Origin of the sequence: Pectobacterium artocarpous (genome assembly GCF_046159765.1) — a bacterium.
In the GTDB taxonomy this organism is placed as follows: Bacteria; Pseudomonadota; Gammaproteobacteria; order Enterobacterales; family Enterobacteriaceae; genus Pectobacterium.
The window spans coordinates 40,118-57,918 of record NZ_JBJXVK010000014.1; the positions used below are offsets into that span (position 1 = coordinate 40,118).

At 50.2% G+C, this 17,801-nt stretch carries 19 protein-coding genes; 7 read left to right on the plus strand and 12 right to left on the minus strand.

Annotation, left to right across the window (positions count from 1 at the left end; translation table 11 throughout):
• Positions 1–25 precede the first annotated feature (25 nt).
• From oppB to oppF, 4 genes are read left to right on the plus strand one after another with little or no spacing between them, the layout of a single operon-like run.
• Positions 26–946: an oligopeptide ABC transporter permease OppB gene (gene oppB / locus ACKQAD_RS10715; protein WP_151242221.1), complete on the plus strand. Its 921-nt coding sequence runs from the start codon at positions 26–28 to the stop codon at positions 944–946.
• A gap of 11 nt (positions 947–957) precedes the next feature.
• Positions 958–1,866: an oligopeptide ABC transporter permease OppC gene (oppC, locus tag ACKQAD_RS10720; RefSeq protein ID WP_409160146.1), complete on the plus strand. Its 909-nt coding sequence runs from the start codon at positions 958–960 to the stop codon at positions 1,864–1,866.
• An 11-nt stretch (positions 1,867–1,877) separates the two neighbouring features.
• Positions 1,878–2,873, plus strand: a complete 996-nt coding sequence (locus ACKQAD_RS10725) for an ABC transporter ATP-binding protein (RefSeq protein WP_409160147.1) — start codon at positions 1,878–1,880, stop codon at positions 2,871–2,873.
• Positions 2,870–3,904, plus strand: coding sequence for a murein tripeptide/oligopeptide ABC transporter ATP binding protein OppF (gene oppF, locus ACKQAD_RS10730; protein ID WP_409160148.1), 1,035 nt, complete (start codon positions 2,870–2,872; stop codon positions 3,902–3,904). Before ACKQAD_RS10725 ends, oppF begins: the two co-directional genes overlap by 4 nt.
• Before the next feature lie 242 nt (positions 3,905–4,146).
• Here the strand turns inward: oppF and ACKQAD_RS10735 are convergent, their stop codons facing one another.
• Positions 4,147–4,470, minus strand: coding sequence for an HI1450 family dsDNA-mimic protein (locus ACKQAD_RS10735; RefSeq protein WP_409160149.1), 324 nt, complete (start codon positions 4,468–4,470; stop codon positions 4,147–4,149).
• 86 nt (positions 4,471–4,556) lie between these two features.
• Complete coding sequence (cls, locus tag ACKQAD_RS10740; protein WP_409160150.1) at positions 4,557–6,017, minus strand: cardiolipin synthase; 1,461 nt, start codon at positions 6,015–6,017, stop codon at positions 4,557–4,559.
• A 195-nt stretch (positions 6,018–6,212) separates the two neighbouring features.
• Here cls and ACKQAD_RS10745 point away from each other — a divergent pair, with 195 nt between their 5' ends.
• Positions 6,213–6,389 (plus strand): YciY family protein, encoded by a 177-nt coding sequence (locus ACKQAD_RS10745; protein ID WP_015840226.1) that lies wholly within the window; start codon positions 6,213–6,215, stop codon positions 6,387–6,389.
• Positions 6,390–6,432: 43 nt separating this feature from the next.
• Here ACKQAD_RS10745 and ACKQAD_RS10750 read toward each other — a convergent pair whose 3' ends face one another.
• Both ACKQAD_RS10750 and ACKQAD_RS10755 read right to left on the minus strand, forming a co-directional pair.
• On the minus strand, positions 6,433–8,106 hold the full coding sequence (locus ACKQAD_RS10750) for a Tar ligand binding domain-containing protein (RefSeq protein ID WP_409160151.1): 1,674 nt from the start codon (positions 8,104–8,106) through the stop codon (positions 6,433–6,435).
• A 129-nt stretch (positions 8,107–8,235) separates the two neighbouring features.
• Positions 8,236–8,532 (minus strand): YciI family protein, encoded by a 297-nt coding sequence (locus tag ACKQAD_RS10755; protein ID WP_409160152.1) that lies wholly within the window; start codon positions 8,530–8,532, stop codon positions 8,236–8,238.
• Between the two features lie 248 nt (positions 8,533–8,780).
• On the opposite strand from ACKQAD_RS10755, the gene tonB reads away from it, so the two are divergent.
• Positions 8,781–9,542 (plus strand): TonB system transport protein TonB, encoded by a 762-nt coding sequence (tonB, locus tag ACKQAD_RS10760; protein ID WP_409160153.1) that lies wholly within the window; start codon positions 8,781–8,783, stop codon positions 9,540–9,542.
• A 124-nt stretch (positions 9,543–9,666) separates the two neighbouring features.
• On the opposite strand, the gene yciA is transcribed toward tonB, so the two are convergent.
• From yciA to ACKQAD_RS10780, 4 genes are all read right to left on the minus strand, one after another.
• Complete coding sequence (yciA, locus tag ACKQAD_RS10765; protein WP_271878610.1) at positions 9,667–10,089, minus strand: acyl-CoA thioester hydrolase YciA; 423 nt, start codon at positions 10,087–10,089, stop codon at positions 9,667–9,669.
• A gap of 103 nt (positions 10,090–10,192) precedes the next feature.
• Positions 10,193–10,759, minus strand: a complete 567-nt coding sequence (locus tag ACKQAD_RS10770; protein ID WP_409160154.1) for a septation protein A — start codon at positions 10,757–10,759, stop codon at positions 10,193–10,195.
• A gap of 196 nt (positions 10,760–10,955) precedes the next feature.
• On the minus strand, positions 10,956–11,708 hold the full coding sequence (locus tag ACKQAD_RS10775) for a YciC family protein (protein ID WP_409160155.1): 753 nt from the start codon (positions 11,706–11,708) through the stop codon (positions 10,956–10,958).
• A gap of 58 nt (positions 11,709–11,766) precedes the next feature.
• The gene (locus ACKQAD_RS10780; RefSeq protein ID WP_409160156.1) at positions 11,767–12,171 is read right to left on the minus strand and encodes a YkgJ family cysteine cluster protein; all 405 of its coding nucleotides are present in this window, start codon (positions 12,169–12,171) and stop codon (positions 11,767–11,769) included.
• Positions 12,172–12,455: 284 nt separating this feature from the next.
• Between ACKQAD_RS10780 and ompW the strand changes: the two genes are divergently transcribed.
• Positions 12,456–13,088 (plus strand): outer membrane protein OmpW, encoded by a 633-nt coding sequence (gene ompW, locus ACKQAD_RS10785; RefSeq protein WP_409160157.1) that lies wholly within the window; start codon positions 12,456–12,458, stop codon positions 13,086–13,088.
• A 209-nt stretch (positions 13,089–13,297) separates the two neighbouring features.
• Here ompW and ACKQAD_RS10790 read toward each other — a convergent pair whose 3' ends face one another.
• The 4 genes from ACKQAD_RS10790 to trpCF all read right to left on the minus strand — a co-directional run bounded on the left by ACKQAD_RS10790 (position 13,298) and on the right by trpCF (position 17,800).
• Entirely contained in the window at positions 13,298–14,029 is a 732-nt protein-coding gene (locus tag ACKQAD_RS10790) for an oligogalacturonate-specific porin KdgM family protein (RefSeq protein ID WP_409160158.1), read from the minus strand.
• Positions 14,030–14,416: 387 nt separating this feature from the next.
• Positions 14,417–15,226: a tryptophan synthase subunit alpha gene (trpA, locus tag ACKQAD_RS10795; RefSeq protein WP_409160159.1), complete on the minus strand. Its 810-nt coding sequence runs from the start codon at positions 15,224–15,226 to the stop codon at positions 14,417–14,419.
• Positions 15,226–16,419 carry a tryptophan synthase subunit beta gene (trpB, locus tag ACKQAD_RS10800; protein ID WP_409160211.1) on the minus strand — a complete coding sequence of 398 codons (1,194 nt, stop codon included), beginning with the start codon at positions 16,417–16,419 and terminating at the stop codon, positions 15,226–15,228. The genes trpA and trpB overlap by 1 nt, the downstream gene beginning before the upstream one ends.
• A 13-nt stretch (positions 16,420–16,432) precedes the next feature.
• Positions 16,433–17,800, minus strand: coding sequence for a bifunctional indole-3-glycerol-phosphate synthase TrpC/phosphoribosylanthranilate isomerase TrpF (gene trpCF / locus ACKQAD_RS10805; RefSeq protein WP_409160160.1), 1,368 nt, complete (start codon positions 17,798–17,800; stop codon positions 16,433–16,435).
• Between the last annotated feature and the right edge of the window lies 1 nt (position 17,801).

Sequence of the window (17,801 nt, forward strand, 5' to 3'; positions counted from 1 at the left end):
TGCCAGCCTTTTATAGGTACGAGCAATGTTAAAATTTATTTTTCGCCGCTGCTTAGAGGCGATTCCGACACTATTTATCCTGATCACCATTTCGTTTTTTATGATGCGATTGGCACCCGGCAGCCCTTTTACCGGTGAGCGTAATTTGCCGCCGGAAGTGATGGCGAATATCGAGGCCAAATATCATCTGAACGACCCCATCATGACGCAGTACGGTAATTATTTACTGCAATTGGTGCAGGGTGATTTCGGGCCTTCTTTTAAATACAAAGACTATTCCGTGAACGATTTGGTTGCGACGTCTTTCCCCGTGTCTGCAAAGCTCGGAGCTGCGGCATTTATTCTGGCGATTGTTTTTGGTGTGAGTGCAGGCGTAATCGCTGCGCTGAATCAGAATACGAAATGGGACTATACCGTGATGGGCTTTGCCATGACGGGGGTGGTGATTCCCAGCTTTGTCGTCGCGCCGTTATTGGTGCTGATTTTCGCTATTACGCTGCGTTGGTTACCCGGCGGTGGCTGGAATGGTGGGGCACCCCAATATATGATTTTACCGATGGTGGCGCTGTCTTTGTCCTATATCGCCAGCATCGCGCGTATCACCCGAGGATCGATGATCGAAGTTTTGCATTCTAACTTCATTCGCACCGCGCGTGCCAAAGGGCTGCCGATGCGTCGCATCGTTCTGCGCCACGCGTTAAAGCCTGCTCTGCTGCCCGTGCTTTCCTATATGGGGCCAGCGTTCGTGGGGATTATTACCGGTTCAATGGTCATTGAAACCATTTTTGGCTTACCCGGTATTGGGCAGTTGTTTGTAAACGGCGCACTGAACCGCGACTATTCACTGGTACTGAGCCTGACGATTCTGGTCGGCGGCTTAACCATTCTCTTTAATGCGATCATTGACGTGCTCTACGCTGTTATCGATCCGAAAATTCGCTATTAATTGGAGGCGCTATGTTTTGGAATCGGAAAAACGTTGAAGCGTTAGAGAACTTCACCGAGCAGACAGAAATTGAAGGACGCAGCCTGTGGCAGGATGCGCGCCTGCGCTTTATCCATAACCGTGCGGCGCTGGCCAGTCTGTTTGTGCTGGCTGTGATTAGCGTATTTGTCATTTTTGCTCCGATGCTATCCGCATTTGATTACGCGGATACGGACTGGGGAATGATGTCAGCCGCGCCGGATATGACGTCAGGACATTATTTTGGTACGGACTCCTCCGGCCGCGACCTGCTGGTTCGTGTCGCTATCGGCGGTCGCGTGTCGCTGATGGTCGGCGTAGCGGCGGCGCTGGTTGCCGTGATCGTCGGGACGCTGTATGGCACGATGTCCGGTTATCTGGGCGGCAAAGTGGATTCGGTGATGATGCGTCTGCTGGAGATCCTCAACTCATTCCCGTTCATGTTCTTCGTGATCCTGCTGGTAACGTTCTTCGGGCAGAACATGCTGTTGATCTTCGTGGCCATCGGTATGGTGTCCTGGCTCGATATGGCGCGTATCGTGCGCGGCCAGACGCTGAGCCTGAAACGTAAAGAATTCATTGAAGCGGCAATGGTGTCCGGTGTTTCCACGCGCGGTATCGTGTTACGTCACGTAGTGCCGAACGTGCTGGGGGTGGTGGTGGTATATGCCTCTCTGCTGGTGCCAAGCATGATTCTGTTCGAATCTTTCCTGAGTTTTCTGGGGCTGGGAACGCAGGAGCCATTAAGCAGTTGGGGCGCCTTGCTGAATGATGGTGCGAACTCAATGGAAGTATCGCCGTGGCTACTGTTCTATCCGGCGGCGTTTCTGGTTGTCACGCTGTTTTGTTTTAACTTTATCGGCGATGGCCTGCGTGATGCCCTCGACCCGAAAGATCGCTGAGGAGCATCAACATGAGCAAGATTGAGTTAACGGACGCGCACGACGCGCTGCTACATGTTCAGGATCTCCGGGTAACGTTCAAGACGCAGGACGGCGACGTGACGGCGGTTAACGATCTGAATTTCACGCTTAACGCGGGTGAAACGCTGGGAATTGTCGGTGAATCGGGCTCCGGTAAATCACAAACGGCGTTTGCGCTAATGGGACTACTGGCCCGCAATGGACGTATTGGTGGCTCGGCACGTTTTCGTGGCAAAGAAATTCTCAACCTGCCTGAAAGCCAACTGAATAAGCTGCGTGCTGAAGAAATCAGTATGATCTTTCAGGACCCGATGACCTCGCTGAACCCTTACATGCGCGTCGGTGAACAACTGATGGAAGTGCTGATGCTGCACAAGGGCATGAGCAAAAGTCAGGCGTTTGAAGAGTCGGTCAAAATGCTGGATGCGGTTAAGATGCCGGAAGCGCGTAAGCGCATGAAGATGTATCCGCATGAATTTTCGGGTGGGATGCGTCAGCGCGTGATGATCGCGATGGCGTTACTGTGTCGTCCAAAACTGCTGATTGCCGATGAACCAACCACGGCATTGGATGTAACGGTTCAGGCACAGATTATGACGCTGCTGAACGAGCTGAAGCGCGAGTTTAATACCGCCATCATCATGATCACCCATGACCTGGGCGTCGTTGCCGGTATTTGTGACAAAGTGCTGGTGATGTACGCCGGACGCACCATGGAATACGGCGCGGCACGCGATGTCTTTTATCATCCGAGCCATCCGTATTCTGTCGGCCTGCTCAATGCCGTGCCGCGTCTAGATGCGGAAGATGAAGTGCTGGCGACCATTCCGGGTAATCCGCCTAACTTATTACGTCTGCCGAAAGGGTGTCCGTTCCAACCACGCTGCCCGTATTCCATGGATGTCTGCCATAGCGCACCTGCGCTGGAATCTTTTGGTGATGGCCGCTTGCGCGCCTGCTTTAGAGCGATTGAGGAGGTGGTATGAACAACGCGGACGAGAAAAAGGTGTTGTTAGAAGTGGACGATCTGAAAGTCCACTTTGATGTCAGAGATGATAAGCAGTGGTTCTGGCAGCCGCCGAAAAAGCTGAAAGCGGTCGATGGCGTGACGCTACGTTTATATGAAGGTGAAACGCTGGGCGTGGTGGGGGAATCCGGCTGCGGCAAGTCCACGCTGGCGCGTGCCATTATCGGACTGGTAAAAGCGACCGACGGACGTGTCACCTGGCTGGGGAAAGACCTGCTGGGCATGAGTGACGATCAATGGCGGGCAGCGCGTAGCGATATTCAGATGATATTTCAGGATCCGTTGGCGTCGCTGAATCCGCGCATGACCATCGGTGAAATCATTGCCGAGCCGTTAAAGGTTTATCATCCCGAACTGGATCGGCAGACGGTAAAAGATCGCGTGAAAGCGATGATGATAAAGGTTGGTCTGCTACCGAACCTGATCAACCGTTACCCGCATGAATTCTCCGGTGGCCAGTGTCAGCGTATCGGGATCGCGCGCGCGCTGATTCTGGAACCGAAACTGATTATCTGTGACGAACCGGTTTCCGCACTGGACGTGTCAATTCAGGCACAGGTGGTTAACCTGCTGCGCCAGCTACAGCGTGAAATGCGCCTGTCGCTGATTTTTATCGCGCATGATTTATCGGTAGTGAAGCACATTTCCGATCGTGTATTGGTGATGTATCTGGGTCATGCGGTAGAACTGGGAACGTACGATCAGGTCTATCAAAACCCGCAGCATCCCTACACCCGCGCGCTGATGTCAGCGGTGCCGATTCCCGATCCCGATCAGGAACGAAACAAGAGGATCCAACTGCTGGAAGGGGATTTGCCTTCCCCGATCAATCCGCCATCGGGCTGCGTGTTCTGCACCCGCTGTCCGGTTGTCGGCCCTGAGTGCTCGAAGACCCGCCCATTGTTGGAAGGCAGCTTTACGCACGCGGTTTCGTGCCTGAAAGTCGATCCTCAGGCGCTGTTACCGCTGGAAGAGGCCGAGCCACAGTAATCCGCGTTTATAGGCAACAACAGATGTAAAAAAGGCGTCTCCTGAGGGGGACGCCTTGCATTGCTGACAATGTACGTAGCGCGTTGATAATGGATAGATTGTAAAGACGCTGTGAATACATCCTTGTACGCTCGAACCGCGACATTTCTGCCGCGGACGCTTTACTCTTCTATTATCACCGTTTTCGTTTCGTAAATAGAATTACCCGTGTTTTCAGACGCTTTGCATTGAGGCGAAACGAATTATTCTTTCCACAGGATGTGGCAAAGCTTGTGATCTTTTTCCCGGCAAATCAGCACGCGGGCAAAAATATCTGTGATTTCTTCACCTTCCTTTTCGGCCAACCCAATAACGACTTCAGCAAAGAAGTCAGGGTTCAGATCGAAATCAACATGCTCGGCCCAGTCTTCCGCAGGGTCGAATAATTCTGCACCACCACGCTCTTCGAATTGCAGGTTGAACAGCAAAATATCTGCGGGATCGAGGTTATCAGCCGCAAGCTCAAGAAAGATGTCGTAAGCCTGTTCTAATGCTTCATCTTCGGTCAGGCGATTATTCAAATCCATAACGTCATTCCTGTTAATTCCCAATTACCCTATTAGAACACGGGAAAACGCGTATGCCCTAAATAATTTAAGTGATAGGTGGGAAGCTATAACAGGGGACTGAAAAAGTAGAACAGCCGCTCGACGATGCGTTGCCAGTAAGGGCGGTTTTGCCACTGTGTCGCGTTTAACAAGCGTGAGCGGGCGATATAGTCTTCCTGCACGCAGGCTAAATCGTTGCCGAAATCGGCATCGTCAATCACCAGTGTGATTTCAAAATTCAACCACAAGCTGCGCATATCCAGATTTACCGTGCCGACCAGACTAAGCTGCCCGTCGACCAGGACGCTTTTAGTGTGCAGCAGACCGTCTTTGAATTGATAAATTTTTACGCCTGCGGCCAGCAACTCCGTGAAGAAGGCACGACTGGCCCAGCCGACCAGTACAGAGTCATTCTTGTGCGGCACAATAATGCTGACATCGACTCCGCGTTGAGCGGCGGTGCAAATGGCGTGCAGCAGGTCGTCGCTGGGCACGAAGTAGGGCGTTGTCATGATCAGTTGTTTACGTGCTGAATAGACGGACGTCAGCAGTGCCTGATGAATCATTTCTTCCGGGTAACCGGGGCCGGAAGCAATAACCTGAATGGTATGACCGCGCTCTTGTTCGAACGGCATGATGTTAACATCCGGCGGAGGCGGAAGCAGGCGTTTGCCCGTCTCCATTTCCCAGTCGCAGCAGTAAATAATCCCCAGCGTGGTCGCTACCGGACCTTCAATACGCGCCATCAGGTCAATCCATTGCCCGACACCAGCATCTTGTTTGAAAAGGCGGGGATCGACCATATTCATGCTGCCGGTATAGGCAACACGGTTATCAATCAGGATAATTTTACGGTGCTGCCGTAAGTCCATCCGGCGCAGGAAGGCACGGAACAGATTCACTTTCAGGGCTTCAACTACCTCAATGCCAGCGGTGCGCATCAGCTCGGGGTGATGCTGACGGAAAAATTGTACGCTGCCAGCAGAGTCTAGCATAATGCGACAGTACACCCCGCGCCGCGCCGCCGCGATAAGGGAAGAGGTAACTTGCTCGACCAGACCACCTGGTTGCCAGATATAGAACACTATCTCGATGTTGCTGCGCGCAAGCTCGATATCACGTAATAGTGATTTAATCGTGTCATCAAACGTGGTCATCAGTTGTAACTGATTACCTTTGACGCCGCCAACGCCCTGTCGACGTTCACAAAGCTGAAATAGTGCGCTGGCGACCTCGCTGTTTTCCGTTGCGAAAATACGGCGATACTCTTTTAATTCGCGCAGCCATTTTGCCGTTGATGGCCACATTTTACTGGCGCGTTCAGCTCGGCGTTTGCCGAGGTGGAGTTCGCCAAATGAAAGATAAGCGACAATACCGACAAGTGGCAGAATATAAATCACCAGTAGCCAGGCCATCGCTGAAGGCACTGCCCGGCGCTTCATCAGAATACGTAAGGTCACACCTGCAATCAGCAACCAGTAGCTAAAAACCAGCAACCAACTTATTACGGTATAAAATGTCGACATAAAGGCAGCATAGTTCCCTTCTGCAAAGAATTAGCAAAGTGTACGCATAGATCTATAAAAGGGGAAACGCCTTTCCTCTGAATAAAATAGTGCAATCGAATAAGAAGAGAATGGCGGGGAGGGGGATTCACTGATTGTCGTCACGCATCAGGGGTATATAATGCCCAGCGCGAGTGTATTAATAAGAGCCGCATCATGAAACGTAGTCGGAATGAAGTGGGTCGCTGGCGGATGTTGCGTCAGGTCCAGCGTCGAAGAAGTCGCTGGTTAGAGGCGCAATCACGCACGTATCGCCATATTCGCTCTGCCCGTTATTTGCAGCAAAAGCACAAACGGCGGGCATTGCTTTATGCGGTAACCTACGACTGGTAAGCCAGTGAGGAAAATAGCGACCCGAGGTATGGTCGCTTTTTTTTTATCCCATAGCCGGAATGCGATGCGTTATTTCTCTCTGATCGATCATCGGGTTACCGCCATCCTCCGTCGAGGGCAGGATAAACAGCGACACTGAGGTATTTAAGCGTTCCGTTTGCTCCAGCAGCGAGGAAAAGGTGCGCGCAGAGGCTTCAACCTGTCCCGCATTTTCTCTGACAGAGTCATTTAGCGTACTAAGTCGGGTGGTCACTTCATGAATACTTTCGTTCTGCTGATGTGATATTGCCGAGATCTCGCTTAGAAACGTGCCGGTGCCTTTAGCCGTTTGAATAATGTTCTGTAGGCTATCATTCAGTTTGTTCACCAACCGCGTTCCTGCACTTACACTGTTGTCTGAATCACGAATCAGCACATTAATATTTTGTGCAGAATGGCTGCTTTGTGATGCCAGCGTACCGACTTCCCGGGCGACAACGGCAAAGCCTCGTCCCATCGTCCCGGCACGTGCAGCCTCTATAGCCGCGTTCAAAGACAAAATATGTGTCTGGAACGCCACGTTTTCAATCATCCCAATGGCTTCGGTCATTTCGCGCGTCCTGCCAGCAATGTCTGACATCGCCGCTTGGACGTCATTCATCATGGTCTCGCCTTGTGCGGCGATCTTGCTGGTGTCTTCCGCGTGCAGGTTGGCCTGTTGAGTATGCCGAGCATTTTGCTTGAGATGCTGGCTAAGCTGAATGATGTGCTCCGTGGTAGCTTTGAGTTCATAGGATTGGCGGTTAGCCTGTTCGGAAAGCCGATGGTTATCCGCAGTAACCCGATCAACCTGCGTCACCATGTGGTCAACGCCTTGGCGAACCTGATTGACTAACGTCACTAAACCCTCCTGCATTTGAATGACGCTGGTATTCAGTTGCTCAATTTCACGCGTCCCACGTATCTCTGCGTTTACCGAATGAGAAAGATCGCCTGCGGCGATCAGTTTTAAATGGGCAATGATGTGCGTCAGAGGGCGAATAATGACCCGATTCACGCCGATCCAAACTACGATGGCGATCGCTAGTAAGAGCCCCAGGACCGTGATAAAAATTGTTTTAGCGCGATCGAGAGAGGATAAAAACTGTTGCCCGTGCTGCTTTTGCAGTGCATCGGTGTCTTGCAGATAGTGTGAATATTTCTGGGTAAAATCGCTTTGAAAGGCCTGAACGGGAACGGCAAAAAAAATGTCGATCTGGTTGGTGGTTTTTATTCCCTGAGCGAGTTCAATGAGCCCGGAATAGAGCTGGCTGTAGCTCTTCTTCAAATCGGTGAAAGCCGCTGTGTCCGCTTCCACCGTGGTGATCGTCCCCAGTTGTTGGAAATACTCCTGCGCCTGTTTGAGTGACACTTCTGCCTCATCCATCAGGCTGTGCCAACTGCCTTCAGAGCCCGTTTCTTTATCTACCAACAGATAGATGCCCGCGCGATTGAGTTTATCGCTGGCGTTCATCACTTCCATCCGGGCTTTATCCATTAAGACTTGTTGCTGGCGAAGGTTTTCGTTAGCAGAAATATCCTGCCGTACCTGCGTCATCGTTTGAGAAATGACGCCGACGGAAACCAATTGCAGTAAAGAAAATAACCCAATGATCAATAACAATCCGGAGAGAATACTGAGGCGATAACGGTGGCGGATGGTAGCAATTCTGTTTCGCAAAATCGCTGGCATTAACATGATTGTTGACCCTCATTATATGAATAGCGGTCAAACTATCACTGTTAAATGACTAAAATATTTCAGCTTTTAGCGGAGAGTGAGAGGCCATGATTTTTTAGTACAATCATGACCTGAATCAATAGAACCTTAAAACACTTTCTTGAATGGCTTCACGCTGACGTGTTTATAGACACCTGCCGCGATATAGGGATCGGCGTCAGCCCATGCCGTTGCTTCATCCAGTGACGCGAACTCGGCGATAATGACGGAGCCGCTAAAGCCAGCCTGACCGGGATCTTCGCTGTCGATCACCGGTAAAGGGCCTGCGGTAATCAGTCGTCCCTGATCGCGCAATGCCTGTAAACGGGCAAGATGATCGGGTCTTACCGACAGGCGTTTTGCCAACGAATCAACATTATCTTCAGCATAAATGACATAGAGCATAGTGACCTCACAGGTAGGAAGGTACCCTTTTTCGCTTAGTATGCCGGGTTAGCGCCCAGTGACCAAACGCTATCGGGTAAGAGACGCGTGTTTTGCCATCATACGTGATGTTGTTCGAGGACAATAGGTTGATTTGCCAGAGTAATCCCCCTAAGATTTCTGTTTTTTTGACAATTCCACGGGTTGTTATTGAATATGATTGCTATTTGCATTTAAACTTGGGCGGCATAAGAGGATAAAGACAGACTATGCCGCAAAAAAATTTTTTTTTGACCCGCCGTTACTCATGGCCATTCTTACTTTCAGTTGGTTTTCACGGTTCACTGATTGCAGGTTTACTGTACGCATCGTTTAATAATTCAATCGAATTACCGCAGGAATCCAAGCCTATCAGCGTTGTGATGGTGAACCCTGCGGCCTATGAAGCGGCGCCTGCTGCCAAATCTTCCCCAGAACCAGAGCCAGTGAAACAGCCAGAACCGGTGCCGGAACCGATTCCAGAGCCGGAGCCATTGCCGCAGCCGGTTCCTATGCCATTGCCTGAGCCCAAGCCGAAACCTAAGCCGGAACCCAAACCCAAACCCAAACCCGTGAAAAAGGTTGAGCAGCCGAAGCCGGTTAAACGCGAACCAACCGTTGAAAAACAGCCGCCTTCGCCGTTTACCAGCGAAGAGCCAACGCGCAATGTGAATAATGCGCCAGTGAAGCAGGCACCTGCGCCCGCAGCAAGCACGCAGTCAAGTGGGCCACGTCCGTTGAGCCGCGCGCAGCCTCAGTACCCTGCTCGCGCGTTTTCCCTGCGCGTTGAAGGCCGGGTAAAAATGCAGTTTGATGTGGACGAATCTGGGCGTGTTGACAACGTTCGAGTGCTTTCTGCCGAACCACGTAATATGTTCGAACGCGATATTAAACAGGCGATGCGTAAGTGGCGCTATGAAGCTGGTAAGCCCGGCAAAAATCTGGTTGTGACCATCGTCTTTAAAATTGACGGCGGAGCGGCAGTCGAATAATTCACGCCAGTATGAAAAAGAAACGGGGCGTCATCATTTGGCAGATGACGCCCCGTTTTCGTATCGATCGCTATTCAAGGCAGATGACGTTGTGCTCATGCCGATGAACGCTAAACGCTAAACGTTATTCACTTGGTGTGAAGTGACTTTTTCCGGTAGGAAGTTCACGTGGATGACCTTCTTCATCTACCGCGACGTAGGTAAATAACGCTTCGGTCGCTCGATAGCGCTGACCAATGGGTTCAGACGAGACTTTCTTTACCCAAACTTCAACGTTGACGTTGATAGAACTACGGCCAGTGCGCAAACAACGTGCATAGCAGCAAACCACATCGCCGACGGCGACAGGTTTTAAAAATGACATCCCATCAACCCGTACGGTAACGACGCGCCCTTCGGCAATCTCTTTCGCCAAAATTGCGCCGCCGATGTCCATTTGCGACATTAGCCAGCCGCCAAAAATATCTCCGTTTGCATTGGTATCGGCTGGCATTGCCAGCGTGCGAAGAACCAGTTCGCCCTGTGGTAACACGTTTTGTGTGCTCATTGTGCAATCAGTCAAGTTGGTTAAGTTGAGTATCCCCATCAGTCAACGCGCTTTTGCTGACGAGGATTGTGTCTTTATCAAACAATGTGTGCTGCTTTAGCGATTATGGTTGCTCGCTTTTTTCTTCTTCTGATTTTTCCTGGTCACTAGGTAAGTGACGGTAAATATAGACGCCACAAATCAGCGTAAACAGCAGCGTCACACCTGTCAGACCAAAGACTTTAAAATTGACCCACACGCTTTGCGGTAACCAGAAAGCAATATAGATGTTAACTAGCCCGCACACCAGAAAGAACATCGACCAGGCCAAATTCAATTTTCCCCAGACGGGCTGCGGCAAGGTTAGCTCTTTACCCAGCATTTTCTGAATCAGCGTCTGCTTCATGACAAACTGGCTAATCAACAGAGCTGCGGCGAACAGCGCATAGATGATGGTGACTTTCCATTTGATAAACAGATCATTATGGAACACCAATGTTAGCGAACCGAAAACGACGACCATCGCAAAGGTGACCAGCGTCATTTTCTCTATTTTACGGTACATCACCCAGGTGACCGCGAGTGACAGCGCCGTTGCCGCAATTAATGCGCCCGACGCGATGTAGATGTCATAGAGTTTATAGGCCGCAAAAAACACAATCAACGGTATAAAATCAATAAGTTGCTTCATTATTCAATCCATCACTCAACAGTGTCGTAATCATAACCCACAAGAGTTATCCGATAGCTCACGCCATTATCCTTCATTGTGGAACACCATTCCCGAGATATTGTAATAATTTGCAGAAAATTACGATTGGGCAAGTGAACGAGGGAACGGGCGAAGCCTATGCCGCTAGCGTTGCGGCATAGGCGAAGAGCGCTAATTAAGCGCGCAGCAGCATATAAAGGCGGAACAGATAAATCAGCAAGATAGCGGAGATCAGGTTGCTTAACCCGTTCAAAACCACGCCGAGCACCGTAGGTGAGGAAATGGGTAACTTCGACACGACCAGCAAAATAGCAATTTTAGCCAACAACCACATCACGATGGCAGGCGCGGTTGCACGTAAATTGCCATAGGCCAGCTTGGTACTTGCTTTAATCGCGCTGACAATCCCGCTTTTTTCAGTGACGACTATCACGGGCGACAAACTCAGTGCGATGGCGAGCAGCACGCCAGGAATGATCAGCAACATCATGCCAAGCTGGATGAGTAGTGTGCATAGCAGGATCAGGAACAGCAGGCGCAGTAAAAAAGGTGTGGAGGCGCTGATCGCGCGTAGGGCACTGGTGCGATGTCCGTCAGACACCAGTTGGATGAGCATCAGAATTCCGCCCGTCAGCAGTACGTTGCCTACTAACGCAGCAAAGGTGCCCGCCGCCGACATTTTTAGCAACACGGTTTGTTGTTCCGGCGTCATCTGCTGAATGAAGTCCATCAAGCCGGATTCGACAGAAGATGACAGATCGCTGCCGGAGGTGCTCAGAATCCGTAACTCGTCTACAGAAGGCGATAGCGCATGATTCAGTATGACAGTAATGAATGCCGTCAACAGTGACATCATTAAAATGCTGATGAACTGGTTGCGGGTAAAATTCATTGTGTCACGGTACAACGTGTTAGCCGTGATAGGCATGCAGGCTCCTTGAAAAAGATAAATCAACGGATAGAACTTAACTCATGATTGTAACCTGTTAATCCATGCTGTGGCACCCCGTCAACGATGCAATGCTGCTTTTGCCTTCAGTAAGGAAAGATGGTGATGAAAATGTTACCAAAGGTGGCAGACCATATTCTTCCCGTGCCCGGTTGCAGGCATCGTTGATCTGCCCATTTTCGCCTGATTGCATAAATTCACGGCACGGTGAAGGGCGATTAACATAAATAGAACAACTGACGGTATCCCCGATGGTGCCTTCCAATGCCTGGCAGCGAGGCGTCTTGCTGTTCGTACCCGCCATACAGCGTAAAAAAGGGGAAACAGGTTCGGTGAATTGAGAAGGCACAACGCCGCTGCCGTCATCGGCTTCACCCCAATAGAAAGACACTCTGAAATAAGCGCAGCACGCGCCGCAGTGCATACAGGTATTATCGCTCATTGGATGACTAACTGCCCCCAGCCAGCGTGAATCACGTTAATGAAAATAAAAATCTACCGTTGAATGCGTCCGCGCGGTAATGCAATTTGCGGGCAGCGCACGTTATGTATTCTTTGCCATTTATTGATTTGAATCAATTCTATTGATTTTTAATCAGTTAGCGATAAATGATTTGGTTCAATTTGTGTGTAAAATCTTTAAAAGATGTGATCTGGCTTAAAACAAGAATACCTACTTAGGGTTATATTTCGCTCGAAATTTAAACCCTATAAATGGAGTGGGTAATGAAAAAGGCATCTTTCTTATTATTGGCAGCGGCGCTTATGCCTACATTGGCACAGGCTCATCAAGCGGGTGATTTTATTGTCCGTGCGGGTACCGCAACTGTGCATCCACGTGAAAGTTCGGACAATGTGCTGGGTTTGGGGGAGTTTCAGGTAAACAACAATACGCAGTTGGGTCTGACTTTTAGCTACATGGTGACGGACAATATTGGCGTTGAATTGCTCGCGGCCACCCCCTTCAAACACAAAGTCGGCACGCCTGGCACGGGCACTATCGCAGAAGTGAAACACCTGCCGCCTTCACTGGTAGCACAATACTATTTTGGTGACGCTCAAGATAAATTACGTCCCTACTTGGGCGTTGGCCTGAACTACACGATGTTCTTCGATGAGAAATTTAATGATACAGGGAAGGCCGCAGGACTGAGCGATCTGAGCCTGAAAAATTCCTGGGGTGTGGCTGCACAGGCTGGGTTGGATTACAACCTGGATAAGAATTGGTTAGTCAACATGTCCGTATGGTGGATGGATATTGATACTGATGTGAAATTTAAAGCCGGTAACGATCAGCAAAGTATCCATACTAAACTTGATCCGTGGGCCTTTATGTTTGGCGTAGGTTATCGCTTCTGATTGTTAATTTGATGTGATAAAAAAATTTCCGCGAGAAATTTTTAACGTTGCGGCAGAAACGGCCCGTAAGGGTGGCGGTCAGGGATGGCACGCCATAACAAAACGACGACGTGAATAACGTCGTCGTTTTTACAGACACAAAATAACTACCCAATAAAGAGAGTGCGATTTTTATTTTATTACGGCAATTATCTATAGGGTATTAGCCATTAGAAATTGTACTGTACACCAACGCGGTAGCGAATTTGGCGTTCGTCAGTTGTTGTGCTGCCTTTTACGTTTCCGAGCTGCACATAAGGTGTCCAGTTCTTGTCAAATTTATACGCTAATTTAACATCGTGGCTCAGCTCATGGTTATCGCTATCAGCTAAATATCCAACAGGACCCGATTGGGTATTTTTATTGAATTCAAATTCGTATTCAACCACAAGGTTTGCAGGCAATTTATAACCCAACGTACTGGTAATGGTGTAACCTTTAATATCTGTAGGGTTCGCAGAGGTGTTGGAGTTACCGATGTTATTACTTTTACGCAGGTACGATGCGCGGTAGCGTAGGGCATAATACAGCGAATCGGTAATGTTGGCGGTGCCTTTGATGTAAGGACGGTAGTTGTTGTCGTCTGAAGTGGAAACCATGTTCAAACCACCTTCCAGTCCAAAGGTTTTAGCGAATTTGTACAGGTAGCTGGCGGTCATTTCAGTACCGTTGCTGACGGTTTCGTTATACGGTTTATTTGGGGTTGTATCGTTTTTGGATTGCCCCCATTTGGCTTCCATAGACAGACCAAAGCCGTTGTCAAAACGGTGGGACATCAGCAGGCGGTCTTTATGATCGTTCTTTGCCGTGTCTTTCATTTCATGGCGATAGTCAATCGTAACAGCCATGGAGCTTAAGCTGATTAAGGAAGTTACCACCATCGTCAATATTTTTACTTTCATTTTATTTATTATCCCAAGCCAAAAGAGAATTTTTTTAAAAACGCGCTGCCACTTTCGTTCAGCGGTTTTATTTTATTTGTTATCTCTCACGGTAATGTGAACAAGATCGTTAAAAAGGAAAAGTTTCCAATAATCTTATTTATGTGGTTTTATTCATGTTTTATTGGGCGGATTTATGTGGTTTAAAAAAATAACGATCAGTAGAATATTTATCTAATAAGAAATTAAGTAAATTTTTATCTTGAAGGGATTATTTACAATTGTAATTGATTAGACATTAAATAATAATTAAAGAGGGTTAGCCTTGATTAAATAAGACATGATTTGAGACATTATTGTGCGCGCGATAGTCATTGCGTTAAGCATCAATCGCGCGCCTGAAAAGTATTATGAACGCGTAGCAGCTTTCATTTCACTCACAAAGGTGTGTAACTCTGACAGCATGGCATCATCGGGCTGGTTCAGATTTTTTTCGATAATCCTCACGATTGCCGAACCGGAAATGGCACCCGCTGCACCTGATGCTAGCGTTTCCCGCACTTGAGCAGGATCGGAAATGCCAAATCCTTGCAGCGGAGGGGCGGCATGATACTCGTTCAGTTTGGCTACCAAATGATTCAGCGGCAATTGTGCGCGTTTTTCTGTTCCGGTTACGCCTGCACGTGACACTAAATACGTATAGCCACGGCCATAGGAGGCGATCTCGCGCAGTAAATCATCGTCAGCATTAGGCGGACAGATAAAAATCGGGGCAATGCCGTGCCGTAGCGCCGCCGTACGGAACGGGGCCGACTCCTCCACCGGAACATCCGCCACTAATACCGAGTCAACGCCAACCTGCGCGCAGCGCTGATAGAATTCATCAACACCGTTGCTGAAGACCAGATTGGCATACATCAGCAGGCCAATCGGGATTGCTGGGTATTTCTGACGAATGGTCGCCAGCATGTCGAAGCACTGGCCCGGCGTGACGCCTGCGGCAAAGGCGCGCAGGTTGGCATCCTGAATGGTTGGACCATCCGCCAGCGGGTCAGAGAAGGGAATGCCCAGTTCCAGCGCATTGGCACCGGCGGTAATCAGCGTGTCGATAATTTTCAGGGATTGTTCGGGAGACGGATCGCCCAGCGTCACAAAAGGAACGAATGCGCCTTCTTTTTTCTCTGAGAGGCGATTAAACAGCTGCTGATAGCGCTCCATTACATTTCTCCCCGATCTTTCAAAATATCGTGCACGGTAAAGATGTCTTTATCACCACGGCCTGATAGGTTGACCACCAGCAGTTGTTCTTTCTCCGGTTCCGCTTTAATCATCTTCAATGCGTGAGCCAACGCGTGGGAGGATTCCAACGCGGGGATAATCCCTTCACTGCGACAGAGCGTTTTGAAGGCATCCAGCGCTTCGTCATCGGTAATCGAGACATAGTCAGCGCGTCCAATGCTGTTCAGATAGGCGTGCTGCGGACCTACTGACGGGAAATCCAGCCCGGCGGAAATCGAATAAGACTCTTCGATTTGTCCGTCGGACGTTTGCATCATCGGGGACTTCATACCGAAATAGATGCCGAGACGACCGTGTTTTAGCGGCGCGCCGTGCTGCCCGGATTCAATACCCAAACCGCCAGGCTCAATGCCGATCAGACGCACGTTGGTATCGTCGATGAAATCAGCGAACATGCCAATCGCATTAGAACCGCCGCCGACACAGGCCAATACTGCATCCGGCAAGCGGCCTTCTTTTTCCAGAATCTGCGCTTTCGTCTCTTCGCCAATCATGCGTTGAAACTCGCGCACAATCGTCGGGTAAGGGTGGGGGCCAGCCGCCGTTCCCAGCAGATAATGTGCGGTTTCATAGCTGCCAGACCAGTCGCGCAGCGCTTCGTTACAGGCATCTTTCAACGTGGAGGAGCCGCTGTGAACCGGAATGACTTCTGCACCCATCAGACGCATACGGAAGACGTTCGGCGACTGGCGCTCAACGTCTTTCGCGCCCATATAAACGCGACATTTCAGGCCGAGTAGCGCGCAAGCCAGCGCGGTCGCGACGCCGTGTTGACCTGCACCGGTTTCAGCGATGATTTCGCTTTTGCCCATACGCTTAGCCAGCAGCGCCTGTCCGAGTACCTGATTGGTTTTGTGCGCGCCGCCGTGCAGCAGGTCTTCACGTTTCAGGTACAGTCTGGTTTTCGTCCCCGCAGTCAGGTTTTGACACAGAGTTAATGCGGTCGGGCGACCTGCGTAGTTTTTCAGCAGATCGATAAACGCGGCCTGAAAATCAGGATCTTTTTGTGCGCTGACGAAAGCCTCTTCTAACTGGCGTAACGCTGGGATGAGGATCTGCGGAACAAACTGTCCGCCGAATTCACCGAAGTAAGGGTTGAGTAATGTCATAATTTTCCCGTCTGTTTTAGTGTTGCGGTTGACGCAAGGTCGCAAAAACCGCAGCAATTTTATGTGAGTCTTTTTTTCCCGGTTCGCTTTCTACGCCGGAATTGAAATCCAGTCCGGCGCAACCTTGTTGTGCCGCCAGCGCGCAGTTATCGCTATTCAGGCCGCCAGCCAACAGCACGTTATCCAATGACTGATTCGCCAGCAGTGACCAGTTGAAGGTTTTCCCGCTGCCGCCCTGACCGTTGTCGAACACGTAACGATCGACATGGACGAGATCGCGCGTAGGCATTGCATCCGCGATGCTCAGCGCTTTCCAGATCTGGCAAGCCGCAGGTAATTGCTGACGTAGCTGATTGATCGTCTGTTGGTCTTCATCGCCATGCAGTTGAACGGCCGCTAACCCTAACTGCGTCGTGATAGCAACGATGTGTTCGACGGGCGCATTGCGGAAAACGCCGACATAGCGAAGTGGAGCACCGGTCATCACGTCAGTGGCTTGTTTGGCATCAATGTAGCGAGGGGAACTGGCGACGAAGATTAATCCGCCGTAGAGCGCGCCGGCCTGATAGGCTGTCTGTGCATCTGCAGCGCGGGTCAGGCCGCAGACTTTGTTCTCACCCAAAATAACGCGGCGTACCGCGCCGTTCAGATCCGGCTCGGACATCAGTGAACTGCCGATCAGGAACCCCTGAGCAAAAGCGCTGAGTTCACGAATCTGCGCATGGTGATTGATGCCCGACTCACTGATCACGGTTACGCCAGCGGGCAGGCGCGGGGCGAGCGTCCGGGTGCGGTTGAGGTCAATGGAGAGATCGCGCAGGTCGCGGTTGTTAATCCCGACGACGCGCGCTTCAAGCTGAATGGCTCGCTGTAGCTCTTCTTCATTGCTGACTTCCGTCAGCACCCCGAGTTTCAGGCTGTGCGCCACGTCTGCCAGTTGTTGGTATTGCTCATCGTCCAGTACAGACAGCATCAGCAGAATCGCATCGGCCTGATAGTAGCGAGCCAGATAGATCTGGTAAGGCGAAATAATAAAGTCTTTGCACAACACTGGCTGGTGGACCGCCACGCTGACCTGCGGCAGAAAGGCAAAATCGCCCTGGAAATATTTCTCGTCAGTCAAAACAGAAATGGCAGACGCATAATCTTTATAGATCTGGGCAATCGCTACCGGGTCGAAATCATCGCGAATCAATCCCTTCGAAGGTGAAGCCTTTTTGCATTCCAGAATAAAAGCGGGCTTATTTTGTTTCAGCGCCTGATAAAAATCACGCTGGCTGGGAACGATCTCATGCTGAAAAGAGGTCAGCGGCTGTGCTTTCTCTCGTTCCGCAACCCAGAGCGCCTTATCACGCACAATTTTATGTAATACGGTTTCCTGCATG